This is a genomic window from Sorangium sp. So ce726 (genome assembly GCF_051521405.1).
Classification (GTDB): Bacteria; Myxococcota_A; Polyangia; order Polyangiales; family Polyangiaceae; genus Sorangium.
This window is the reverse complement of record NZ_CP150349.1, coordinates 1,487,278-1,509,856: the sequence shown is the minus strand read 5'-3', so window position 1 is coordinate 1,509,856 and position 22,579 is coordinate 1,487,278. Positions and strand designations below refer to the sequence as shown.

Annotated in this window: 16 protein-coding genes; 4 read left to right on the top strand and 12 right to left on the bottom strand. The window is 72.2% G+C overall.

What is annotated here, in order from left to right; translation table 11 throughout:
* Positions 1-394: 394 nt before the first annotated feature.
* Complete coding sequence (locus tag WME79_RS05630) at positions 395-829, bottom strand: hypothetical protein (RefSeq protein ID WP_437532919.1); 435 nt, start codon at positions 827-829, stop codon at positions 395-397.
* A gap of 307 nt (positions 830-1,136) precedes the next feature.
* Between WME79_RS05630 and WME79_RS05625 the strand changes: the two genes are divergently transcribed.
* Complete coding sequence (locus tag WME79_RS05625) at positions 1,137-1,604, top strand: hypothetical protein (protein ID WP_437532916.1); 468 nt, start codon at positions 1,137-1,139, stop codon at positions 1,602-1,604.
* A gap of 52 nt (positions 1,605-1,656) precedes the next feature.
* On the opposite strand, the gene WME79_RS05620 is transcribed toward WME79_RS05625, so the two are convergent.
* The 8 genes from WME79_RS05620 to WME79_RS05585 form a co-directional block, all read right to left on the bottom strand.
* Positions 1,657-2,295, bottom strand: coding sequence for a lysophospholipid acyltransferase family protein (locus WME79_RS05620; RefSeq protein WP_437532913.1), 639 nt, complete (start codon positions 2,293-2,295; stop codon positions 1,657-1,659).
* Positions 2,296-2,392: 97 nt separating this feature from the next.
* Positions 2,393-3,841, bottom strand: coding sequence for a GuaB1 family IMP dehydrogenase-related protein (locus WME79_RS05615; RefSeq protein ID WP_437532910.1), 1,449 nt, complete (start codon positions 3,839-3,841; stop codon positions 2,393-2,395).
* Between the two features lie 126 nt (positions 3,842-3,967).
* A complete protein-coding gene (locus WME79_RS05610; protein WP_437532907.1) occupies positions 3,968-5,287 on the bottom strand; it encodes a glycosyltransferase in 1,320 nt (439 codons plus the stop codon).
* Between the two features lie 57 nt (positions 5,288-5,344).
* The gene (locus tag WME79_RS05605) at positions 5,345-6,523 is read right to left on the bottom strand and encodes a glycosyltransferase family 4 protein (RefSeq protein WP_437532904.1); all 1,179 of its coding nucleotides are present in this window, start codon (positions 6,521-6,523) and stop codon (positions 5,345-5,347) included.
* Positions 6,520-9,147: an MMPL family transporter gene (locus WME79_RS05600; RefSeq protein WP_437532903.1), complete on the bottom strand. Its 2,628-nt coding sequence runs from the start codon at positions 9,145-9,147 to the stop codon at positions 6,520-6,522. Before WME79_RS05600 ends, WME79_RS05605 begins: the two co-directional genes overlap by 4 nt.
* Before the next feature lie 78 nt (positions 9,148-9,225).
* Positions 9,226-10,815 carry a glycosyltransferase gene (locus tag WME79_RS05595; protein ID WP_437532901.1) on the bottom strand — a complete coding sequence of 530 codons (1,590 nt, stop codon included), beginning with the start codon at positions 10,813-10,815 and terminating at the stop codon, positions 9,226-9,228.
* A 259-nt stretch (positions 10,816-11,074) separates the two neighbouring features.
* Positions 11,075-12,070 (bottom strand): glycosyltransferase family protein, encoded by a 996-nt coding sequence (locus WME79_RS05590; protein ID WP_437532898.1) that lies wholly within the window; start codon positions 12,068-12,070, stop codon positions 11,075-11,077.
* Positions 12,071-12,076: 6 nt separating this feature from the next.
* The gene (locus WME79_RS05585) at positions 12,077-12,619 is read right to left on the bottom strand and encodes a cysteine hydrolase family protein (RefSeq protein WP_437532895.1); all 543 of its coding nucleotides are present in this window, start codon (positions 12,617-12,619) and stop codon (positions 12,077-12,079) included.
* A gap of 395 nt (positions 12,620-13,014) precedes the next feature.
* On the opposite strand from WME79_RS05585, the gene WME79_RS05580 reads away from it, so the two are divergent.
* Positions 13,015-14,523: a serine/threonine-protein kinase gene (locus WME79_RS05580; RefSeq protein WP_437532892.1), complete on the top strand. Its 1,509-nt coding sequence runs from the start codon at positions 13,015-13,017 to the stop codon at positions 14,521-14,523.
* Here WME79_RS05580 and WME79_RS05575 read toward each other — a convergent pair.
* The 3 genes from WME79_RS05575 to WME79_RS05565 form a co-directional block, all read right to left on the bottom strand.
* Entirely contained in the window at positions 14,520-15,878 is a 1,359-nt protein-coding gene (locus tag WME79_RS05575) for a glycosyltransferase family 4 protein (RefSeq protein ID WP_437532889.1), read from the bottom strand. The genes WME79_RS05580 and WME79_RS05575 overlap by 4 nt on opposite strands.
* Before the next feature lie 286 nt (positions 15,879-16,164).
* Positions 16,165-18,162: an SBBP repeat-containing protein gene (locus WME79_RS05570; protein ID WP_437532886.1), complete on the bottom strand. Its 1,998-nt coding sequence runs from the start codon at positions 18,160-18,162 to the stop codon at positions 16,165-16,167.
* Between the two features lie 28 nt (positions 18,163-18,190).
* Positions 18,191-19,117, bottom strand: coding sequence for a hypothetical protein (locus WME79_RS05565; RefSeq protein WP_437532883.1), 927 nt, complete (start codon positions 19,115-19,117; stop codon positions 18,191-18,193).
* Positions 19,118-19,402: 285 nt separating this feature from the next.
* Here WME79_RS05565 and WME79_RS05560 point away from each other — a divergent pair, with 285 nt between their 5' ends.
* Together WME79_RS05560 and WME79_RS05555 are read left to right on the top strand one after the other, a co-directional pair.
* A complete protein-coding gene (locus tag WME79_RS05560; protein ID WP_437532880.1) occupies positions 19,403-21,142 on the top strand; it encodes a DUF1592 domain-containing protein in 1,740 nt (579 codons plus the stop codon).
* Positions 21,142-22,524: a DUF1552 domain-containing protein gene (locus WME79_RS05555; protein WP_437532877.1), complete on the top strand. Its 1,383-nt coding sequence runs from the start codon at positions 21,142-21,144 to the stop codon at positions 22,522-22,524. The genes WME79_RS05560 and WME79_RS05555 overlap by 1 nt, the downstream gene beginning before the upstream one ends.
* Positions 22,525-22,579: the final 55 nt, after the last annotated feature.

Sequence of the window (22,579 nt, the reverse complement as noted above, 5' to 3'; positions counted from 1 at the left end):
CATCGAAGGCGGGCGCTCGTCGAGCAAGGTTCCGCCGCATCGAGCTACCAGCTGACGCCGAGCGCGATGCGCCTCCAGCTCGCTCACAGCGGATGCAGCGGGTGGGACGACCTGTCGACTTCGGGCGAGCCTCAACCTGCGCAGTCCGACCTCGGACATCACTGCGCCTTCATCGCGAGCGCGTTCGCACGCGACCACGACGCGACCTGGTGCCATCGCGAGCGCGCTCGCCCGCGACCACAATGCGACCTGGTCCATCGCGAGCGCGCTCGCCCGCGACCACAACGCGTTGTGGTCCGCGGAGGTGTATCCTGCGAAGAGTGCTTGATTTTTCAGGACAACGTGAGCTGTCGCACAGACCAGACCCGACGAAGGCCGAGGAGACGCCGTCTCGTCAGTACTCGACGTCCTGCTTGAAGATGAGCTCCGAGGACGGCGACTCGGGATTGGCGGTCTTCTCGAGGCTGATGACGAGCTCGAACCGGGTGAGCGGCACGCTCACGTCCTTGAGCTTGCCGGTGCGGGCATCGGGGTCGAAGTTGAGCGCGCCGATCCGCTGCCAGGGCGAGTCGCTGTCCGGGCGCGCCCAGACGACGTAGGCGGTGCTGCTCGACTCGAGGCGATCGGGCGGCGGGAGGTCCTTCGCGTTGATGTCGAGGCGGGTCATGGCCGCGTCGAAGTTGACGTCGGCGATGATCACGGCGTCCGCGCCCGGCGCCTTCCCCATGCCCTGCGGCGTGTAGCGCAGCGGGCCGCCGCAGCCCGCCATCAGCGCGCACGCAAACGCCACGACAGCGAGCCGCAGCACCCTGGAAACATGTCCTCTCATCTCGGTAGCTCCTCCTTCGTCCCTCTGCTGCGGGCGAAGACGCCTCGCGAGCCGCCAGCACCGGCCGGCGGCCGAAACAGCCGCGGCATCATAGCCGCTTTCGGCCGCGCCGACGGCGCTTGACGCTGCCGGAGGCGGCCAGGCCCGCCGGACGTGCTCGACGCGCCGGAAGCCCCGCCGCCTCGCGCGCCCGGCCGGCGAGGCGCCGTGCGCGAGCGCAGCACAGGCCCCCAGCGTCGGAGAACGGCGCGGTTTGGACGGATCGCATGGCGGAGCGCCGCCCATAGACTAAAGTCTCGAAATCGAGATGGATTTGGCACACACACGGCTCGGAGCACGGGGCGACCGCTGGTCGACCGGGCGGGGAGTCCTCGATGTTCGAACGCCCGCGTCCGACGTCGTGACGAGGCGCCTCGAGGGGTACGCGTCGCTCGATCTCATCGAGCCGGCGATCAGGCACCTGGAGACCCTCATGGAGGCGGCCGTGCACCCGATCGTGTTCGACGATTTCGAGCTCGGCACCGGCTATGACAGCGACGTCCGCGCCAGGCTCACGGCGTGGCACCTGCGGAACCCCGGCAAGCTGAAGGAGGTCCATATCCTCGTGCGGCCCGGGCTCGTCGCCATGGGCGTCACGGTCGCCAACCTCGCCACGGGCGGCCGCTTCAACGTGTACACCGACCGCTCCGCGTTCGAATGGGCGCTCGCGGGCGTGCTGACGACGAGGCTCACGGCGGGGCCCGTCTCGTCGGTTCGCGCGCCGTCCCTGCGCTGACGAGCGCCCTCCGGCCGCGCGGGTAGGCAGACCGCGCGCCCTCGATCCGAGCTCAGGGGTGCTGCACGGCCCCGTTCGCCGGAGCACCCCGGGTGCCGAGCGTGATCTCGCTCATCCGCTCCGGGTGCTTGCCTTCGATGCCATCGTAGTGATGGCGGATCGCCGCCATGTCGGCCTCGATGTCGCCCGTCGGGTGGAACACGTGGAGGATCCCGCCGCGTTTCCGGGGGAAGTCGAGGTATCCGAGGAGGATCGGGACGCCGGCGCCGAGCGCGACATAGTAGAAGCCCGTCTTCCAGCGCTTCGTGCGCGAGCGCGTGCCCTCGGGCGCGATGATCAGAATGAGCTCGTCGCGCTCCTTCAGCACGTCGACCACGGCCGAGACGAGGTTGTTCCGGTCGCGTCGGTCGACGGGGACGCCGCCGAGCCACTTGAAGAAGAAGCCGAACGGCGGCTCGAAGAGGGTGTGCTTGCCGAGCCAGGAGAACTCGAGGTCGAGCACGTAGCTGACCGCGAGCGTGAACGGGAAGTCCCAGTTCGAGGTGTGGGGCGCCGCGATGATCACCGCCTTCGACGGGAGCTCCGTCATGCCGTCCACGCGCCAGCCGAACACGGACAACCAGGTGTGGCCGACGAACCGGCGAATGGCGCGGCGCGCGGCGGAAAAACGTGGAGCGGGTGCGTTCGGCATGGAGGACCTCGACGGTAAGCAGCCGGAGGTTCGTCGCTGCCCGGGTGGAAGTCACGTCACCTTTCCGTCATCCCGCGCCGCGCGCTCGCGCGCATGATCAGCGCCGTTCGATTCCGTGCGGCTTGCCCTCGCCGTAGCCCGCCAGCGTCTGCACCCCGATGACGGCCTTGTCGTGGAGCTCGTCGAGGTTCGCCGCGCCGGCGTAGGTGCACGCCGACTGCACGCCCGTGATCATCTCGATCAGGATGGCGCCGACGCTCTCGCGCCCCTCGTGGATGTAGATGCGCGACGTCGAGATGCCCTCGCGGAAGAAGGCCTTCTTGGCGCGCTCGAACGCGTCGAGGTCCGCGGTGCGCTCGCTGACCGCGCGCGCGCTCGCCATGCCGTAGTTCTCCTTGTAGAGCAGCCCGTCGCGGTCCTCCATGACGTCGCCCGGGCTCTCGTACGTGCCGGCGAGCGTCGTCCCGACCATGACGCGCGAGGCGCCGGCGGCGAGGTAGAGCGCCACGTCGCGCGGGTGACGGACGCCGCCGTCGGCCCAGACGCGCTTGCCGTGGCGGTGCGCCTCGCGGGCGCACGCGAGCACCGAGGAGAACGTCGGCCGGCCGGCGCCGGTCTGCATGCGCGTCGTGCACATCGCGCCGGGGCCGACGTTCACCTTCACGATGCCGGCGCCCGCCTCGATGAGATCCCGCGTGCCCTCCGCCGTGCAGACGTTGCCGGCCACGAGCGGGACGGCGTCGCCCACGGCGCCCCGCACGGCGCGGATCGCCTCGATCATCCGGCGCTGGTGGCCGTGCGCGGTGTCGAGCACGATCGCGGACACGCCGATCTCGAGCAGGCGCGCGGCGCTCTGGGCCGCCTGCGCGGAGATCCCGATCGCCGCCGCGACCATGAGCTCGCCGCCGCCGTCGAGCGTCGGCTTGAGCAGCTCGAGGCGCACGGCGTCGTCGCGCGTCAGCACGCCGTGGAGCCGCCCGTCCTCGTCGAGCACGGGGACCGCCTTCACGCGGGCGTCCTCCATCAGCAGGAAGGCCGTCCGGTTCGGCGTGCCGACCGGGATGGTGATGAGGCGCGACGACATGAGCGCGGACGCGGGCGTGTACTGGTCCCGGTCGCGCAGGTCGGCGTGGGTGACGATGCCGATGGGCCGCCGCTCGTCGTCGACCACGACCACCATGTCGTGCGATCGCTTGCGGATGATGCCGTGCACGTCGCGGAGCGTCGCCCGCGGGGAGACCGAGAGGGGCGTGTCGTAACGCGGGTCGGCGCGCTTGATGTGGCGGACGATGCGCTCGACCGTGTCGAGATCCATGTCCTGCGGGAGCACGCCGAGGCCGCCGAAGCGGGCCATCGTCTCCGCCATCCGCTTGCCGGTGACCGCGTTCATGTTCGCCGAGACGATCGGGTGCGAGCCGCCAGGGAAGTCCGCCGGGCGCAGGTCGGTCTCGAGGCGGGAGCCGCCGGCGAAGTAGCCGGGGGTCAGGAACACGTCTTCGAGGGCGAGTTCCAGGCTCTCGTCATGCTCGGGGTGGAGAAAGCGCATGCACAGCTCCGAGGAAGGGGGATGGCGCCGCGAAGGCGGCGCGGCGCGCGCCAGTCTAGTGCCTGACGGGTAGGCGGGGTCGGCGCTGGTTGCGCGACGAGCCCCCTCCCCGCCCGCCTGCCGTGTTCAAGGAGGCTGGCGGGCGCTACGGGCGGCGGTCGAGTCGGCGATGACGCGGTCCAGGATCGCGGCGATGCTGGCCGCGGCCGCCTCGGACGACAGCTCCGCGGGCGGAGTCGCCGGGACCGGCAGCGCGCCCGTCTGACGGAAGCGCGCGAGGTGGCGCGCGAGCGCGTCGGCGATGCCGTCGGCGTCGTCCGGCGCGACGCGCGCGTTGTCGCTCCGGTACGAGAGGAGCTCTTCGACCTCCCGGTTCGCGGTCACGCTGACGACGGGCATGCCCGACGCGGCGTAGTCGTAGGTCTTGGCCGAGACGCGCAGCACGACGTGGGGGCTGAGCATCGCGAGCAGCACGTGCGCCCGCCGGAGCTCGCCGAGCACGTCGCGCTGCGGGACCGGGGGGAGCGCCTCGATGTACGGCGTGAGCCCCATGCGCTCGAAGGAGGCGCGATCGTGATCGGACATCCGGCCGATCTGCCGGAGGACGACGTCGCTCGGCGTGAGCCGCTCCCGGTCGATGAACCGCCGCAGCGCGGCGCCTATCTGGTCGGCGGAGGCCTCCTCGCGGATCGTGCCGAGGTGGAGCACGACGAAGCGGCGGGGCGGCTCCGGCACAGGCGGCGGCGCGTACAGCGCGAGATCGAAGTGGTTGCGCACGAACGAGGACTTCGACGAGAGCTCGGGGAAGCGCGCGCGGTAGGCCTCCAGCGCGGCCCGCGTGTTGAAGATCACGTGGTCGGCACCCTCGAGCCAGCGGCGCTCCAGGCGCGGCACGATGGCGCGCCGGACCCGCTCGGCCAGGCCGGACGGCGGCCCGTTCCCCGTCTCGTGCAGCGAGTACGGGTCGCGCATGTCGAGGACGAGCGGCACGCCGAGCGCCCGCTTCACGTGGAGGCCGACCGGGCAGGCCGAGTACGGGCCGGCGCTCACCACGACGGCCCGCGCGCCGGTGCGGCGGGCCAGGGCCACCGCCGCGCGCGCCCCGTGCGGCGCGTGCGCGATCCAGCGGTCGGTGATCGCCTGGAACGGGCGGAGCCCGACGAGCGGCCCCGCGCGCCCCGCGGGGAGCGGCGCCCGCGCGCGGAGGGCGCGCAGCGCGGCGCCCGCGGCGAGGACGGCCGGATCGAGGTACTCGTCGAAGACCTCGACCTCGGGCGGCAGCGCGGCGAGCAGCCCGTCGTCGCGCGGATCCTCGGGGAAGGTCCCCGACAGGACGGCGAGGCGAAAGCCATGGCGCGGCAGGTGCCGCGCGAGCTTCACCCAGCGGAAGGCGCCGACGCTCGTCTGGGGCGCGAAGGCTGGGGAGATCAGCAGGAAGGGGCGCACGATCGATCCTCTCGCGTCTTCTCGCGTCCTCTCGCGGGCAAGCTGGCGTCCACGACGTCAGCCCTCGCTGCGCACCCCGCGCTCGAGCAGGTCCGCGTAGAGCGCGAACAGCGCGTCGAAGTGCTCGTCGCTCGTGGGCAGCCGCTCCCCCGCGGCCCGCGCCGCCGCGACGCGCTCCTCCCGCGGGCGCGCGAGCACCCGCTCGATGGCGGCGGCCACCTCGCCGGGCGAGGCGCGCGGCGCGTACACCTCGGCGGCGCCGGGCTGCACGAAATCCAGCGCGGCGCCGGCGGCCGGGACGACGAGCGGCAGGCCCGAGCACAGCGCCTCGCCCAGCACGAAGCCGAACGTCTCGGCGGCGCCCCCGTGGACGAAGACGTCGGCGCTGGCGTGCAGCGCGGCGTAGGTGGCGCGGTCCTTGGCGAAGCCGAGGAAGGTCACCTGCGGCAGGGCGGCCGCGCGGCGCTCGAGCCGCGCCCGCTCGGGCCCGTCACCCAGCACAGCGAGCGCGACCGGACGCCGCGCGGCGAGCTCCCGCACCGCGTCGATCACGAGCGCGACCCGCTTCTCGACGGCGAGCCGGCACGCGACGAGGAGCAGCGCGGCCGACGGCTCGTCCGCGAACCGGCCGAGCAGGCTGCGGCGCAGCGCCGCGTCCGCGCGGGAGGGGCCGAAGTCGCCGCGCTTCACGCCGAAGGTGACGCGGTGGACGCGCTCGCAGCCGTGGCTGCGGAGCTGCTCCGCGATGAACGTCCCGGGGGCGATCGTCGCGTCGAACCGCCGCGACAGCGCGCGCGGCCAGGCGAACAGCGCGCCCTCGAGCGCCCGGGCGACCGCGCGCGGGCGCACCCGGTCGAGCAGCGGCGCCGCGTAGGTGCTGATCTGATCCGAGTGGTACACGAACGTGCGGAGCGGGACCTCGCGGGCGCTCGCCGCGACGAGCGCGGCCGTGTACGGCGCGCTCGCCTGGACCACGTCCGGCGCCTCGCGGCGGATGATCGCCCGCGCCGCGCCGAGCCGGAGGAGCGCGTGGTAGGTCGGGTCGTACGGCATCGGCGGGCCGGCCACCCGCACGATGCGGCCCCGCTCGAGCGGCACGACCTCGTCGCGCGGCCCGGGCGCCACGACGACGATCTCGTGGCCGCGCCGGCTCCCCTGGCGCACGAGCTCCTCCAGGTACGACCGCACGCCGCCCCCGCGGGACGAAAAGAACTCCGCGACGTCGAGGATCTTCACGAGTGGTTGCTCCCGCGCAGGAGGAGGCCGCCCTTCCACGAGCGCCGCATCCGCGCCGAGCGGTTCATGACGTGGAGCAGCGCCGGGAGGAACAGGAGCGCGCACGCGACGCACGCCACCTCACCGCTGACCGCGACCCAGCCGAACGAGTTCAGCGCCTGGTTGTCGGCGAAGATGAGCGACCCGTAGCCCAGCACGGTCGTGTAGCTGCAGAGGGCCACGGGGCCGGCCGAGCGCTTGAGCGCGAGCGACACGTCGCCGCCGAGCAGCCGCGCGCGATCGAAGACGTTGAAGGGGTACTCGCAGCCGATGCCGAAGGTGATCGGGAGCGCGATGAAGTTCAGGAAGTTGATCTTGACGTCGAGCGCCGCCATGGCAGTGGCCGTCGCGAGCACGCCGAGCACGAGGGACAGGAGGACCGCGAGCGCGCCCGCGATGCTGCCCGTCGCGAGCACCACGACGGCCGTGACCGCGAGGAGCGAGGCCGCCGTCGCCAGCGGTCCGTCGCGCTCCATCGACCGGATCATCTCGGCGAAGACCGTCGGCCTGCTCGCCGTGACGACGTGGGTCCCGTCAGGGAGGACCACGTTGCCTGTCGTGTCGGCCATCCGCAGGAGGTTCCTGCCGTTCGAGAACGAGACGTTGTTCTTGTACTTCACGTAGAACACCGTCCCCACGACGCCGTTGTTCTCCTCGAACCTGCGGCGGATGAGGTCAGGCAGGTCCTTGGGGCCGATGACGCGCAGCGTCTCCGGCGGCTTCATGGCGAGGACGCGCTCCCGCTCCTCGGGGCCCAGGGCCTTCAGCACCCGCGGGGTCAGCCGGTCCCGGATGCGCTCCAGGACCTCGATCTTCCGCTGCTGCTCCTCGGCCGTGCCGGGGAGGGCGTCGGCGATCGTCGCGACGTCGGCCACGAGCTGGCCCTGCGGATCCTTCGCGTCGTTCGCGAGGATCTGCGCCTTGATGGCCGGCACCTGCTCGGGGGTGTCGGCGAGCATCATCGCGCCGGCGACGTTCATCTTCCCGCCGAAGACCTCGGACGCCTTGAGCGACCAGCTCCCCGCGCCCTTCTCCCGCGAGCTCTTCGAGCCGAGGCGCGCGAAGTTGTACTCCCAGGGGTCCCGGATGTACGCGGGGAGCTTCCACGCCGCGAGCGCGACGATGACCGGCGCGACCGCGAGGAACGCGAGCGGCCACCGCGACGTCACGCGCGCGAGCGCCCGCGCGCCGGGCCCCGCGGTGCCCTCGTCCGAGACGCGCGGCGCCGGATCGCGCATCCAGCGCGGGAGCCTCTCCTGGATGCGCTCGATCGCGACGAGCGTCGCGGGCACGAGCGGCACGATGGACGCCCACACCATGAACATCCCGACGAAGCCGATCGTGCCGAACTGGCTGAACCCGCGGAAGTGCGTGATCGTGAGCGATCCGTAGGCGATCGCCGCCACGCTCGCCCCGACGAGCTCGGCGCGGAACGCGTTGATGACCGCCTCGCGCCGCGCCTCGTCCGCGGGCATGCCGCGCGCGCGGAAGTCGCGGTACCTCGACAGGAGCACGATGGGGTAGTTGACCCCGTTGCCGACGATGATCGCCCCGAGGAAGGCGCCGACCGTGTTGACGTAGCCGTAGGTCAGGGTCGCGAACGCGTACCCCGCGCTGGCGCCGAGGGCCGTGGGGAACAGGATCACCACGAGCGACCAGGGCGAGCGGTAGTAGATCATCACGCCGCCGACGATCAGCACGAGCGCGATGACGGTGGCCCACACCGCCTCGCTGACGAGCGACTTCTGCTCGGCGATGGCGTTCGGGATGTCGCCCGCGTACCCGACCTGCATGGCCGGGTGGAAGCCCGCAGGATCGAGGCGCGAGACGAGCGCGGTCACCTGGTCGAGGAGCTCCGCCGCGCGGCGATCGCCCATCCCGGCGCTGCGCGAGACGATGCGGAGCGCGACCATGCGCCCGTCGGACGTGGCGAAGTAGCCGCTCGGGAACTCGTCGATCTTCTTCAGGCGCCGCTGGAGCTCCTGCCAGGTCTCGTCGAGCGACAGCCCCTTTTTGGCCGGCGCCGGCGCCGCCGCCGCGCCCGCCGCGCCCGCGTCACCCCCGGAAGCCTCCAGATCGTCGATAAGGCCGCTCCGCAGCGCGAGCTCCAGCTCGATCGCCTCGTCCGCCGCCTCGAGCTCGCGGACGCTCGCGTAGAGCCACTTGTTCGCGTCGAAGAAGCTGCGGACCTCCTTCGTGCCGGACTCCACGTAGCGGATGAGCGCCGGCGGCCCGCACGCCGCCCGGCAGGCGTCGTCAGCGCACGCGGCGGCGCAGGCCGCGCGCTTCCGGAGCGGCTCGTTCAGATGCTCCGCGAGCGCGTCGATGAACCGCTCGTTCGCGCCGCGGTCCGGCGACTCGGCGATGACGATGAGCTGCGCTCCGCCGTCCACGCGCTGGGCCTGACGCTCGTAGGCCTGGAACGCCGGGCTGTCGCGCGGCAAGAGCTCCCGGAGCTCCGTGCGCAGCTCGAGCCGCGACGCGTACCCCCATAGCCCTGCCATGGAGAGGAGGGCGAGCGCGATGACGAGCCAGGGACGGCGCCCGCTGTAATCGACGAGCGCACCGATCATCCTGAGGAGCATTCGAAGAACACCTCGAAACCGGGAACACCTCGAAGCGGCCGCGTGCGGGCCGGCTTCGGGCCGGTCTTACCACGCGCGCTAGGCGCAGAACGACGGCTGGATGCCCTTCGGCCGCGGCGCCGCCGCGGGGCGCAGGTGGCCGAACGCGAAGAGGCCGCCGGTGAAGCCCATCCAGGTGCGGAAGTGCCGGAAAGTCTCCAGCCACTGGAGCGCCTTCGGCCCGTCGACGAGCGGGCGCAGGTTGGATTGCCTCGCGTGCTCGCGCGCGTTCGCGAACGCGTTCGCGAGCATGCGCTGCACGACGAGGGGCGAGGACCGCTCGCGCGCCCGCTGCGCGGCCGCGCTCCCGATCCGCGCGGCGGCGAGCGGGTCGCGCGTGAGCGCCAGCACGGCCTTGCCGAACGCGGCGTTCGCGCTCTCCTCGGCGATCGGCCCGCGGCCCGGATCGATCAGCAGGCCGTTGTGGCCGCTCTGGATCTGCGAGCTCACGCCCATGCCGTCGGCGAACGCGACCGTCGGAGAGCCGCACCAGAGCGCCTCGCTGAGCACGTTTCCGAACGTCTCGCTCAGCGAGGCGTGCAGGAAGAGGCTCGCGTGCCGGTAGTAGTCCGAGATCTGGCTGTACGGCACCTCGCCCGTGAAGATGACCCGGCGCGCGACGCCCAGCTCGCGCGCGAGCGCCGCGTACGCCGCGCTGTCCGGCCCGTCGCCGACGAGCGTGAGCGTCGCCTGCGGCTCGTGCGGCGCGATGTGCTCGGCGAAGATGCGGATCAGCCGGTGCTGCGACTTCTCCCGGGTGTGGCGACCCGCGCAGACGAGGCGCGGGCCGCGCGGGTCGAGCCCGCGCTCCTCGAGCAGCTGCACGTACGGGTCGGGGCCGAGCGGGCGCTCGAACACGTCCTCGGGGACCATCCGCGGGATGACGTGGATGGGCACCGTCACGCCCCGTTCGCGCCAGTAATCGCGCAGGCCCTCGCTCAGCACGACGAGGCCGTCTCCCTGGTTGTACAGGTCCACGAAGAGCCGCTCCATCGGCGCGCGGAGCGTCTTGTGGAGCACCGTGTGGACCGCGCCGATCCGGGAGACCCGCTCCGGCAGGAGCACGTCGTACGCGGCCGCGAGGTGCGTCGTGTTCACGCAGAGCAGCGGGACGCCGCGCATCTTGCGCAGCCAGATGCCGAACTCGACGAGCAGGGTCGTGGTCTGCGCAAAGCAGATGTCAAAATCCCACCGCATCGGATCGAGCACCGAGGAGCCCACGGGGATCGGCAGGTGCACCCCCGGGTAGGTGCGCAGCGGCAGGCTGGGCAAGGCGACGGTGCCGGGAGGGATCTCGTCGGCCGAGGCATCCGGATCCCGAGGTCCGATCAGTGTTGCCTGGTGACCACAGGTGTTGAGCGCGCGATACAGGGCCCGCGTCTGGAAGACCGCGCCATTCGCGTAAGGAATGCGCGTGAAATCGCTGAGGATGGCGACCTTGAGCGGCCGCCCGTTGGCGCCGGAGAGGGCAGCGAAGGGATTCTCTGGAATGGCCGCTTGCGCCCTGACGGAGGAGAGCCCTCCCCGCGCGGGTCCCGTCGACGGCGTGTGGCGCGTCGGCGCGATCGCCTCGTGCGGCGCGCGATCGCTCCGGTGGTCGCTGAGCGGCAGAATTGCATCCATCGTCATCTTCGTTGCTCCTGGAGAAGCGGCGCGAACCGTGGTCGATGACCGACCGAGGCGCGCAGCGTGACGGGCGGTAGGGCGCTCGTGTCGCGCCCGCGACAGCCGTGTCGCGCTGCGGCCGCGAGCGCGGCCTGCTGCTTGGCACAGCAGCCGTTCCTCGTCGGCCGATCGGCCTGTCGGCAGTGGGCGTAATTAGCAAACCTCATGCCGCTTGTGTTGACTTCGGCCACGGTGCGAGGTGCGAACATCGCGATGCACCTCGTCACGAGGCGCCCACGCACGCCTCGTCCAGCAAGGCGAGCACGGCGGCAGGCGCGCTCGGTAGCGCGCGCTCCAGATCGATACGAGCGAAGTCGGCGGCGCGGCAGCGATCGAAGAAGCGCGCCACGACGGCTGGCGAGAGCGCCGCGAGCGAGCTCGCGACGGCGACACCGGCCCGCTCGGCGAGGAGCCCGTTGAGCGTCTGCTCGTTGTGGCGGTCGTCGTAGAGCGCGAGCACGGGCTTGCCGGCGAGCACGCACTCGGCGAGGACGTTGCTGCCGGCGGTGGTCACGACCGCCGACGCGCCCTCGAGGTGAGCGAGGAACGCGCCCGGATCGAAGGGGCGCGCCTCGACGCCGGGCACGTCGAGGCCCGGGTCGCCGAACGCGATGACGCGCCGGCCGTCGCGCGCGACGAGCTCGAGCACGCGGCGCGCGTCGCACTCGCTGAAGTAGCAGACGACAGCCCCGGGCTCGCCGGCGCGCGCGGGGGCGAGCCGGCGCTCGGGCCGCGCGACGAGGGTGCCCGGCGTCTCCGGCTCGATCGGCAGGAAGTGGACGGCGACCGCGCGGCGCGCCCGGCTGGAGGCCCAGGTCGTGCGCCGGCACGCGAGCACCCGCAGCCTCGGCAGGCCCTCGGGCAGGCGGCAGCGCGAGAAGACGAGATCGTGGCCGAGCGCGACGGCGGGGATCCCGAGCGCGCGCGCGGCGAGCAGCGACGGGACGTCGCCGTCGCTCACGATGGCGTCGGGCCGGAAGCCCGCCTGCTCGACGATCTCCTTCGCCAGGCGGCGCGGGAGCTCGATCACGCCCGCGAGCCCGCGGTGGATCGGCCGCACGAGGCGGTGCTCCGGGAGCGCGCCGAGCAGGTCCGCCGCCTGGCCGCCGCCGTAGATCCGGAGCTCGTGGCCGCGCTCGCGGAGGGCTCCCACGATCGGGAGCGCGCGGCTCGCGTGCCCGCGCCCGCGCCCGTGGACGTAGTAGCCGATCTTGGCCACGGGCCCTCAGAGCTCGATCTGCTGGCTCGGGACGGCGCGGATCTCGCGCGGGCGCCCCGCCATCATGACGCCGAAGCCGTCCAGCAGCCGGTTGTGGTGCGCGACGATCGCCGCCGCCGCGAGCGCCGGGCTCTCCGAGGTGCCGTGCGCGTCCGCGGCGAGCGTCACGTCGAAGCCGAGGGTCACCGCGCGCCGGCAGGTCGTGTCCACGCAGAACTCCGTCTTGCAGCCCGCGATGATGAGGTGCTCGACGCCGAGCTGCTCGAGGCGCTCGGCGAGATCGGTCTCGAAGAACGCGTCGCAGGCGAGCTTGCGCACCCGCGCCTCGCCGCCCGCCGGCGCGACCTCCGGGTGGATGTCCCACGCGGCCGAGCCCACCTCGCCCGCCTCGTCGTCCTGCACGAAGATCACCGGCACGCCGCGGTCGCGGGCGCGCGAAAGGAGCGCTGCGATGCGCGAGAGCAGGCCGCTCGCCCCCTGCACGGGAGCCTCCCCGGCAAGCACGCCATTCTGGACATCGATGATCACCAGCGCGCTTCTCTGCTTCATCTCACTTCCCTGGGGATCGCCGCCGAGATCGCCGCCATGGCGGGCGTCTCGGAGCGAGCGCGGAGCGCGTCTACAACGGACGCCCCGCCGGCGGAACCCCGGAGGCGCGCGCCGTCCGGCGGTGCGCGCTCGCCGGGTCGCGCTCGCGCCGCGCGGCGACGCGTACCACGTGGGCAACGCGTACGACGTGTGCGATGCATGCGATGCGTGCGACACGTGCGTTGCGTCATTTCTCACTCCTCCAGACAGGCGACGTGCGCTTTGACTCCGCGCCAGCGCAGGGCTCCAATGGCCTGCGATTCGGCCTGCGCCGCACCATGACCGCCTCGAGCAGCTTCCATTCGACGGGATCCCAGGGACCTCGAGGCGCCAGCTCGGCGGAGGAGCGCCATGCAATGGCGCGGGGCCTCCCCACGGCGCTCGTGACCTGGCCCACGTTCGCGGCGCTCGACGTGTTCGTTGTGCTGGCGGTGTTTCCGAGCGCCTCGGTCACCCGGCTGCTGCTCTACCGGCTGCTCGGCGAGGTCATCCTGCTCTGGCTGTACCTCCTCGCCCGGCGCGAGCAGACCTCGGCCGAGCTCCTCGACGCGGCGCACGTCTTCGCGGTCTGGAGCACGGGGGGGCTCATCTCCGTGATGGCGCTGGAGTTCGGGGATCTGACCTGGAACTACATGCACGGGCTCTCGATCGTGATGCTCGTCGACGCGACGATCCTGCCCACGCACTTCTCGCGCTCGCTCCGGATGACGATCCCGGTGGCGCTCAGCTTCCCCATCATCATGGGCGCGGGGGCGTCCCTCGACCCGGCGCTCGCGGCGCAGTGGACGTCGCCGCGGTCGCTCGTGATCTTCGCCTGCAACTACATCTTCGTGCTCGCCACCGCGATCCTGGTGTCGGCGGCGAGCCACGGCCTCTGGTCGGCGCGCCAGCAGGTCTACGAGGCCCGCAAGCTCGGCCGCTACCGCCTCGTGGCGCCGGTCGGTCGGGGCGGGCAGAACGAGGTGTGGCTCGCCTGGGACGAGTCGCTCCGCCGCGACGTGGCGCTGAAGCTGCTCCGCAGCGAGAGCAAGTCCGAGGGCGACGTGCGCAGCTTCGAGCGCGAGGCGCGCGCGACGAGCCGGCTCACGTCGCCGCACACGATCCGGATCTTCGATTTCGGCGCGAGCAGCGACGGCATCTTCTACATCGCGATGGAGCACCTGGCCGGCGCCGACCTGGCCACCCTGGTGCGCGATCACGGCCCGATGCCGCCCTCCCGGGTCGTCCACTTCGCGCGGCAGGCCTGCCTCTCGCTGACGGAGGCGCACGACGCGGGCGTCGTCCACCGCGACATCAAGCCCCACAACCTCTACATCACGCGCGTGGGGGACGAGCAGGACGTGCTCAAGGTGCTCGACTTCGGGATCGCGAAGCAGGTGAGCCTGGAGGGAGACGCGAGCATGACGGACGTCGGCGTGATCAAGGGAACGCCGACGTACATGTCCCCGGAGATGATCTCGGCCGGCGCCGTGGACGCCCGGAGCGACATCTATTCACTCGGGGTCACGCTCTATTACCTGCTGACGGGCGTGGCCCCCTTCGACGGCCGGAGCTTCGGCAAGCTCGTCTACTCGCACCTGACGATGCCGCCGATCCCGCCGTCGCTGCGCGCGCCCTGGCCGCTGTCGTCGGAGCTGGAAGAGGTGGTGATGCGGTGCCTCGCCAAGCGGCCAGGCGACCGTTACCAGAGCGCGCGCGAGCTGCTCGCCGCGCTCGACGCATGCGAGCCGACGCCAGCGTGGACGCCGGACGACGCAAGGAGCTTCTGGACGGCGCGCGCCGCGATGCCGCGCGCCGAGCCGCCGCCCCCGGATCCCGGCCCCACCGTGCGCCTGCGGCCAGAAAAGGCCGTGCCCGTGGCCTAGAGGGGGGCCGGGGCGAGCGCAGGGCCTGCGCTCAGGCCTGGCTCACCCCCGAGCTGCACGCCGTCGGGGAACCGCCGCGAGGGGGGCGGCGCCCGTCGCACGGACGCAGGAGGCTGCGCGTCCGCCTGGAGCGCGGGGCGCTTGTCGATCACGGGCATGCGCAGCGGCGCGGGCGCGAGCGCTGGCGAGCGCCGCTCGCTCCGCGCCAGGACGAGCGTGTCGTGGAGCGCGCGGGCGCTCTCGTCCCACCCCTTGCACCCGGCGAGCGCCGAGATCCGCTCGGGATCGTAGGGCGCGTGGGCCGCGCGCTCCATGGCGCCGGCCAGGGCGGGGAGATCGCCGGGCGAGACGAGCTCGCCGAGCTCGGGGCGGCAGATCACGTCGGGGATGCCCCCGACCCGCGTCGCGACCACCCGGCGGCCCGACGCGAGCGACTCGATCACGACGTTGGGCGTGCCCTCGTGGTGGCTCGGCAGGACCAGCGCATCGCAGGCGGCGACCCAGCGCGCCACCTCGTGGTGCGGCAGGCGACCGGTCATCAGGACGCGCCCGCCGAGCCGCTCCGCCGCCGACCTGCAGGCCTGCTCGTCCGCGCCGCTCCCGACCAGCGCGAGGTCGATGTCGGGGTGCGCGGCGGCGATGCGCTCGAACGCGGCGATCGCGTCGAGCGCGCCCTTGTCGCGGAGCAGGTGGCCGACGTAGAGCAGCAGCCGGCGCTCCGCAGGGCGGCCCAGGGCGGCGCGCGCCTCGCGCCGGTCGCGGGGGTGGAACATGCCGCGATCGACGCCGTTCATGACGACATCGATGCGGTCGCGCTGGACGCCGAGCGCGTGGACCCCGTCGGCCAGCTGCTTGCTCACGGCGACGACGCGGGTCGCGCGCTGGAGACCCCACTCGAGCGAGGGCCTGACCGCCGGTTGCTGCGAGAGCACGTCGACGTCCGAGCCGTGCACCTTGACGACCGCCGGGACGCCGAGCAGCTCCGCGAGGCACACCGCGGCGAATCCATCCGGATAGGCGAACGAGCCGACGATGACGTCCGGCGCCGGGCGGTGGCGCGCCAGCTCGAAGAGCATGGAGGCCGCATAGAGCGGGCCATTGAGGTAGGGCGCCACCTTGGGCACATAGAGGAATCGCGGGTGGCGCACCGGCAATCCGTCGATCACGTCCTCTCGCGGCGCGTCGCTCGACATCGACCACCGAGAGAACCTGGAAGCCCCCGGAAACCACGGGATCGTCGCGAAGACGTCGATGTCGCAATACCTCGAGAGCGCGGCGAACTGCCGCCGGTTGAACGGCGCCTGTCCCGGGTTCGTCGCGTTCGGGAAGATCTTGGTGATAAGCAGGATGCGCATACCTCTGCTCCTTCGGACTCGTCCGCTCAGCTCGACGAAAATCCTCCGATCAGGGGAGCATTTCGCCGCGCGGTCGAGCGGTATCGAGCAGAGAACATGCCACTCCGATAAAGCTGGAAACGAGGCAAAGAATGGGAGCAGCGCGCCCAGACGAGCGATGAGCGAACAGCCATGCTGCCCCAGCGAGGCAAATTGCCACGGGCCGTAGGTGACCTTGGCAGGAGGAGGTAGGTAAACAGCGCGCAGGGCTAGCGAGCGAGCGCGACAATTGCGATGAGAACGGTCTTTATAAAGAGAGCTTCGCAACGAACGCGTCGCCCTGGCCTGCGCTCGAGAGCGCCCCTTGACCGAAGTTGATGGCGCCGTAAAAACGGCCGGCGATCAGCACGCTCGCGCCTGAGCCCGCCGCCACGTCGAGGCCGACCTGCGTCTGGACGTCGCCGAACAGCTTGCTGAACACGTGGTCGCCCGAGGCGCCGAGCTTGACCAGGTAGACATCGGTCTTGCCTCGACTCGTCAGCGGCCCTCCGCCGAAGTCCGCCGAGCCGAACAGCGGCCCCGCAAGCAGGAGATTGCCGGCGGAGTCCACCGCGACGCTCGCGCGCGCCCCGGTCTCGAAATCGGTGAGCAGCTGGTCGTCGGCGTCGCCGAAGCGCCGGCTCATGAGGTGCGCTCCGGCGCTGGAGAGCCTGGCGACGAACAGATCCCGCCCGCCGGCGCTCACCAGCGGCTCGCCGCCGAGGTCGATGGTCGACGCGAAGGTGCCCGTGAGCGCCACGTCGCCGGTCGCCGGGTGGACCGCGACGTCGTGGGCCTCGTCCGCCTCGGCGCCGCCGAACCGGGCGCTCCAGACGTGGTCGCCGGAAGGACGGAGCTTGGCGAGGAAGATGTCGGAGAGGCCGGCGCTCACGAGCTGCGCGCCGCCGAGATCGATGGATCCCTCGAAATAACCCGCGACGAGCAGGTTCCCGTCGGCGTCGGCCGCGATCCCATGGGCGTAGTCGTCGCCCTCGCCGCCGGCGCGCAGGGCGAGGAGCGTCCGGCCGTCCTCCGAGGCGAGGCGCAGCACGAAGGCGTCGCGCATGCCCGCGCTCGTGAGCTCGCCGGCGCCGAAGTCGACGGTCCCGTTGTAGCCGCCCGCCACGAGGACGTTGCCCGCCGCGTCAACGGCGATGCGGTCGCAGCGATCCGCGCCGGATCCACCGAAGATCCTGCTCCAGATGTGCTCGCCGTCGCCGCCCAGCTTGACGACGAACACGTCGTCGCTCCCATGCGACGCGAGCTCGCCGCCGCCGAGATCGACGCGGCCGAAGGCGCGGCCCGCCACGAGGACGCTGCCCGCCGCGTCGACCGCGAGCGCCATCGCGAACTGGTTGCCCTCGCCCGGGAACACCTTGCTCCAGACGTGAGCGCCGAACCTGTCGAACTTCGCCACGAAGGCGTCCGTGCCGGTGGCGGTGAGCGGGCCGCCGCCGAAATCGACGGTCCCCTCCAGCTGGCCGGCCACGATCACGTTGCCGTCAGCGTCGAACGCGACGGATCGGGCGTACTGGCCGCTCGCGTCGCCGAAGCCGCGGCTCCACACGTCCTCGCAGGCGGGCGCCTCGCCGTCGCAGTCCTCGTCGTCGGGCGTGTCGCACGCGTCGAACGCGGGCAGGACCTCCCCCGTGCAGGGGCCCCACGACGTGCCCTCCGCGTTGCAGACGCGCGTGCCGGCCACGCAGCGCCCGACGCCGTCCGTCCCCTCCGGGCCCGTGTAACACGCCTCCTGCGCGCTGGGCGTGCACACGCAGCCGGGACAGCCGCAGTCGAGGCCGCTGCACGCGGCCGGCGTGAGCTCCGCGATCCAGGCGGCGACACACGCGATCTCCTCGGACGAGTACGGGGCCCCGCCGAGCGGCATGCGCGCGCCGCACGAGGGCGCGTCGGTGAGCCGCACGTAGAGCGCGCTCTCCTCCGGCCGGTCCGGGTCGGCGAGCACGCCGGCGCAGCTCGTGGCCGGGCGGCCGGCGACGCGGTCGCCGACGCCGAGCGTGACGAGGTCGAGGCCAGCCGCGGGCTCGCCCGGCCCGTGGCAGCTCGCGCCGCCGCACCGCTCGGCGAACACCGCGGGCACATCGGCGCACGCGGCTTGCGGGCCGCCGCCGCCGTCCCGCCGGCCGAACCGCTCCTGGTCGTCGATCGTCCCCGGACACCCCGCGAGCAGCGGCAAGGCCGGCGCGACGAGCGCCGCCGCCGTCGCCACCGTCGCCGCCGTGAAGCGCCCGCCGCGACGGGCAGACACGGCGCGCGCCGCGCGCGCTGAGCGCACCTCACTCCCCATAATAAGCCACCCCCAGGTGAACGCTGAAGAGCTGGTCGAGCGCCCCTCCCGCGATGTACATGTCCTCTGGCTCGGAGTCGAAGTCGTAGAAGAACCGCGCGTACGACGCGCCGGCGCGCGCCTCGAGCCCCGGCGCGAACGGGGCGGCGACCGCGACGCGGAAATCGACGCCTCCGGCGCTCGGCGCGCGGAAATGAGACGCGAGGGCTCCCATCGAGAGCGGCGCCTGAACCCCTCCCCCGGCCTCCAGCGCGACCGGGCCGAGTGGCAATCGCCCGTCCACCCCGGCGCGCAAGGCGACGTAGGACACCGACGCGGCGTCGCGCGAAGGATCGCCCGTCGACTCGATATCGAAGTCGGTCCAGCGGAGTCCGCCGCCCGCGAACAGGACCGGCCCGTCCTGCCCGGCGATGCGGTAACGGCCCCGGAGGCCCGCGTGGAGCTGGCTCCACGAGGTCGATACGCTCGCTCCGCCGGCGCCCTCCGAGTCGAGGCCGAGGGCGCGAGCGTACGAGAGCTCGACACCGAGGTCGCGGAGCACCGGGACGGCGCTTCGCGCGAACGGGTACAGCTCGCCCCGAAGGGACGGCATGGGGACGCCCAGCACCTCGTAGGTGCGGAGGTTGTCGGAGAGCAGATCGCTATAGGACAGCGTACGACCTGCGATCTCGAGATCGACACCCGCGCTGAAGAGCGCGGTCCCCGCGGCGGGCGGCCGGGCGCGCTGTGAGCGATCGGCGCCGTCGGCGCTGGACGCCGCGGCCGGATCGGCGAGCGCGGAGCCTGGCGCCAACAACGCCAGGAGCACCGACAGAGTCGAGAGCGCCGCGCCGAGCAGCGCGGCAGCAGGAGAGCGGCGCGCGCGGCGCCAGCGCCCCCGAGGAGAGACAGGACAGGCGAGCGTTCGCCTTTGCATTGGGCGCGAGCATAGTCGCTCCGTACACCGCAGGTCGAGCCGCCTTCGAAGGCCGGAGTCCGCGGCAACGCCGTAAGACACGCGCACACGGGATGATCACATCGGCCCCGAGCTCCCACTTGATTCGGCCGCTCCGAGCGCGGCTCCTATCCGGGAGCAACGGTTTGCCATACGCTCCCTCAAGGATGGCGAGATGGCGCGCCACACACACGGCCGCGCCGCGCACGCTGCACGGAGGGGAACGCACCGTCCCGTGCTCGCGCTCGCGCTCGTCGACGAGGCACCATGGCTGAACCAAGAGCTCTCCGCTGGCCCATCGGCCTGCTCCTCCTCGCCTCCTGCACAGGGCAGTTCGGCGATCTCCCCGCGAACGAAGACGACGACGACGGCGGCGGCGAGGCGACGGCCCCGCTCTGCGCCTCGATCGAGCCAGGCGAGTCGCCGCTCCGCCGCATGACACGGGTGGAGTACGACAATACGATACTTGATCTCCTCGGCGACGACAGCCGCCCTGCGAGGGACTTCGTGCCCGAGGAGGAGTCGCTCGGCTTCAACAACCAGGCGGCGGCGCTCGTGGTGAGCCCGCTGCTCGCGGAGCAGTACATGACCGCCGCCGAGGGCATCGCGACGCGCGCGGCGGGCAAGCTGCTCGGCGAGGCGCCCTCGTGCCGGGAGGCCGCGGCGGGCGCCGCGTGCCGCGGCGAGATCGCGGCGCTCATCGCGTCGCTCGGCAAGCGGGCGTTCCGCCGGCCCCTCGCCGAGGACGAGGTCGCCGAGCTCGCGGCGCTCTTCGACCGCGGGCTCGGCCTCGGGGACACGCCCGACGACGCGTCGACCGGCCTCTCGCTCGTCGTCCAGGCGATGCTCCAGTCGCCGCACTTCCTCTACCGCGTCGAGCTCGGCATGCCGGATCCGGTGGAGGACGACGTCGTGCCGCTGACCTCGTACGAGATCGCCTCGCGGCTCTCGTACCTGCTCTGGGGCACGATGCCCGATGACGCGCTCTTCGCGGCCGCCGAGCAGGGCACGCTCGGCACCGCCGCGGAGATCGAGGCGCAGGCGCGGCGCATGCTGGACGATCCGCGGGCGCGCGAGGCCGTGAAGAACTTCCACCGCCAGTGGCTCGGGCTCTCGAAGATCGACGAGATCGCCGCGGGCGGGAGGGATCCGGAGCTCTACCCCGAGTACCGCGACGAGCTCCTGCCGCTGTTCCAGGCCGAGACCGAGGCGTTCCTGGATCACGCGATCTTCGAGGAGGACGCGAGCGTGAGCACGCTGTTCACGGCGTCCTATTCGATGATGAACCGGGAGCTCGCCGAGCTCTACGGCGTCAAGGGAGGCCCGAAGGGCGAGGCGTTCGAGCGGGTGGAGCTCGATCCGTCGCAGCGCGCCGGCTTCCTGACGCACGCCGGGCTGCTCTCGCTCTACGCGAAGCCGAACCGGTCCTCGCCGGTCCACCGCGGCCGGTTCGTGCGCCAGAGCCTGCTCTGCCAGATCCCGCCGCCGCCGCCGGACGTGGTCCCGGAGCCGCCGATGGTCGACCGGACGAAGACGACGCGCGAGCAGTTCTCGCAACACGTGTCCGACCCGGGCTGCAGGAGCTGCCACACGCTGCTCGACCCGATCGGGTTCGGCTTCGAGCACTACGACGCGCTCGGCCAATGGCGGGACGCCGAGAACGGCATCCCTGTCGACGCCAGCGGCGAGCTCACGCAGACCGACATCGACGGGCCGTTCGACGGGGCGGTCGAGCTCGCGCACCGGCTCGCGGAGAGCGAGCAGGTGCGCGCGTGCGTCGTGAAGCAGTGGTTCCGCTTCGGCTACGGCCGCGCCGAGCAGCGCGAGGACGCGTGCAGCCTCTCGCAGGCGACGGAGGCGTTCGAGGCGTCCCGGTTCAACATCAGGGCGCTGCTCGTGGCGCTCACCCAGACCGACGCGTTCCGCTACCGGCGCGAGATCAACGCGGGCAGCGTGGCAGACGACGCAGGGGGCGCCACGGAGAGCGCCCCGGGAGGAGAGCCGTGATGAAGCCTTTCCGACTCAGCCGCCGCGCCGTGCTCAAGGGCCTCGGCGGCGCGGCGCTCGCGCTGCCGTTCCTCGAGGTGATGGGCTGCTCGAAGCGGCTCGCGCCGGCGTCGGAGCAGACGGGGCGGGCCGGCTTCGGGCTCGAGTTCCCGAAGCGGTTCATCGTGCTCTACACGCCGAACGGCACCGTCCCGCCGGACTTCTGGCCGTCGTCCTCGACGTTCCAGAACGGCGAGGAGCTGTCGCCCATCCTCGCGCCGCTCAAGGATCACAACAGGGATCTGCTGGTCCTCGGCAACGTGAGCGCGCTGTCGGCGCTGACGGGGCCAGGCGACGCGCACCAGAAGGGCACAGGGCAGTGCCTGACAGGGCGCGCGATGCAGGAGGGCGACTTCCCCGGCGACGCCGGGCTGTCGTGCGGCTGGGCCGACGGCATCTCGCTCGACCAGGAGATCGCGAACCACATCGGTACGAAGACCAAGTTCCTCTCGCTCGAGCTCGGCGTGCTCGTCTACGGGGCGACCGTGGGCGCGCGCCTCGCGTACCGCGGGCCGGCGCAGCCGCTGCCGCCGGAGAACAGCCCGTACGCCGCGTTCGACCGGCTCTTCTCCGACCTGTCGGTCGCGCCCGCGGACGCGATGCGGAAGACCGAGCAGCGCAGGGCGGTGCTCGGCAAGGTGGCCTCGGACTACGACCGGCTGCGCAAGCGGCTGGGCGCTGCGGATCGGCTGAAGCTCGACGGGCACCTCGCGTCGGTGGAGGACATCGCGTCGCGCCTCGATCGCGGCTCGGCGCCGACCTCCCCGGCGTGCGCCGCGCCGGCGCTGACGCCGGATCTCGACATCGACAAGGTCGCCAGCATGCCGGAGCTCTGCCGGCTCCAGCTGGATCTCATCGCGATGTCCCTCGCCTGCGATCTGACGCGGGTCGCGAGCCTGCACTTCACGAACTCCGCGACGACCAAGGTGCTGAGCTTCCTCGGGCCGGACATCACCGAGGGCCACCACCCGATGGCGCACAACGGCTACGCCGATCAGGTGAACCGCGACCGGCTCACCAGGATCAGCCGCTTCTACGCCGAGCAGCTCGCGTACCTGATCGCCAAGCTGAAGAGCATGCCAGAAGGCGACGGCACGGTCTTCGACAACACGGTGATCTTCTGGACCAACGAGCACGCGGACGGCAACCACCTGCGCAAGAACATCCCTTATGTCGTCGCCGGGAACGCAGGAGGTTATTTCAAGACGGGCCGATACGTCGTCCAGCAGAAGGAGGTCGCGCACAACAACCTGCTCCTGTCGCTGCTCCACGCGATGGGCGTCGAGGCCGACACGTTCGGCGACCCGGACTTCTGCACAGGACCCCTGGTAGGGATGATCTGACGGCGGTTTGCCGGCCCCGCTCGCCAGAGCGAGGCGCAGGTTCGTGTGCGAGCGC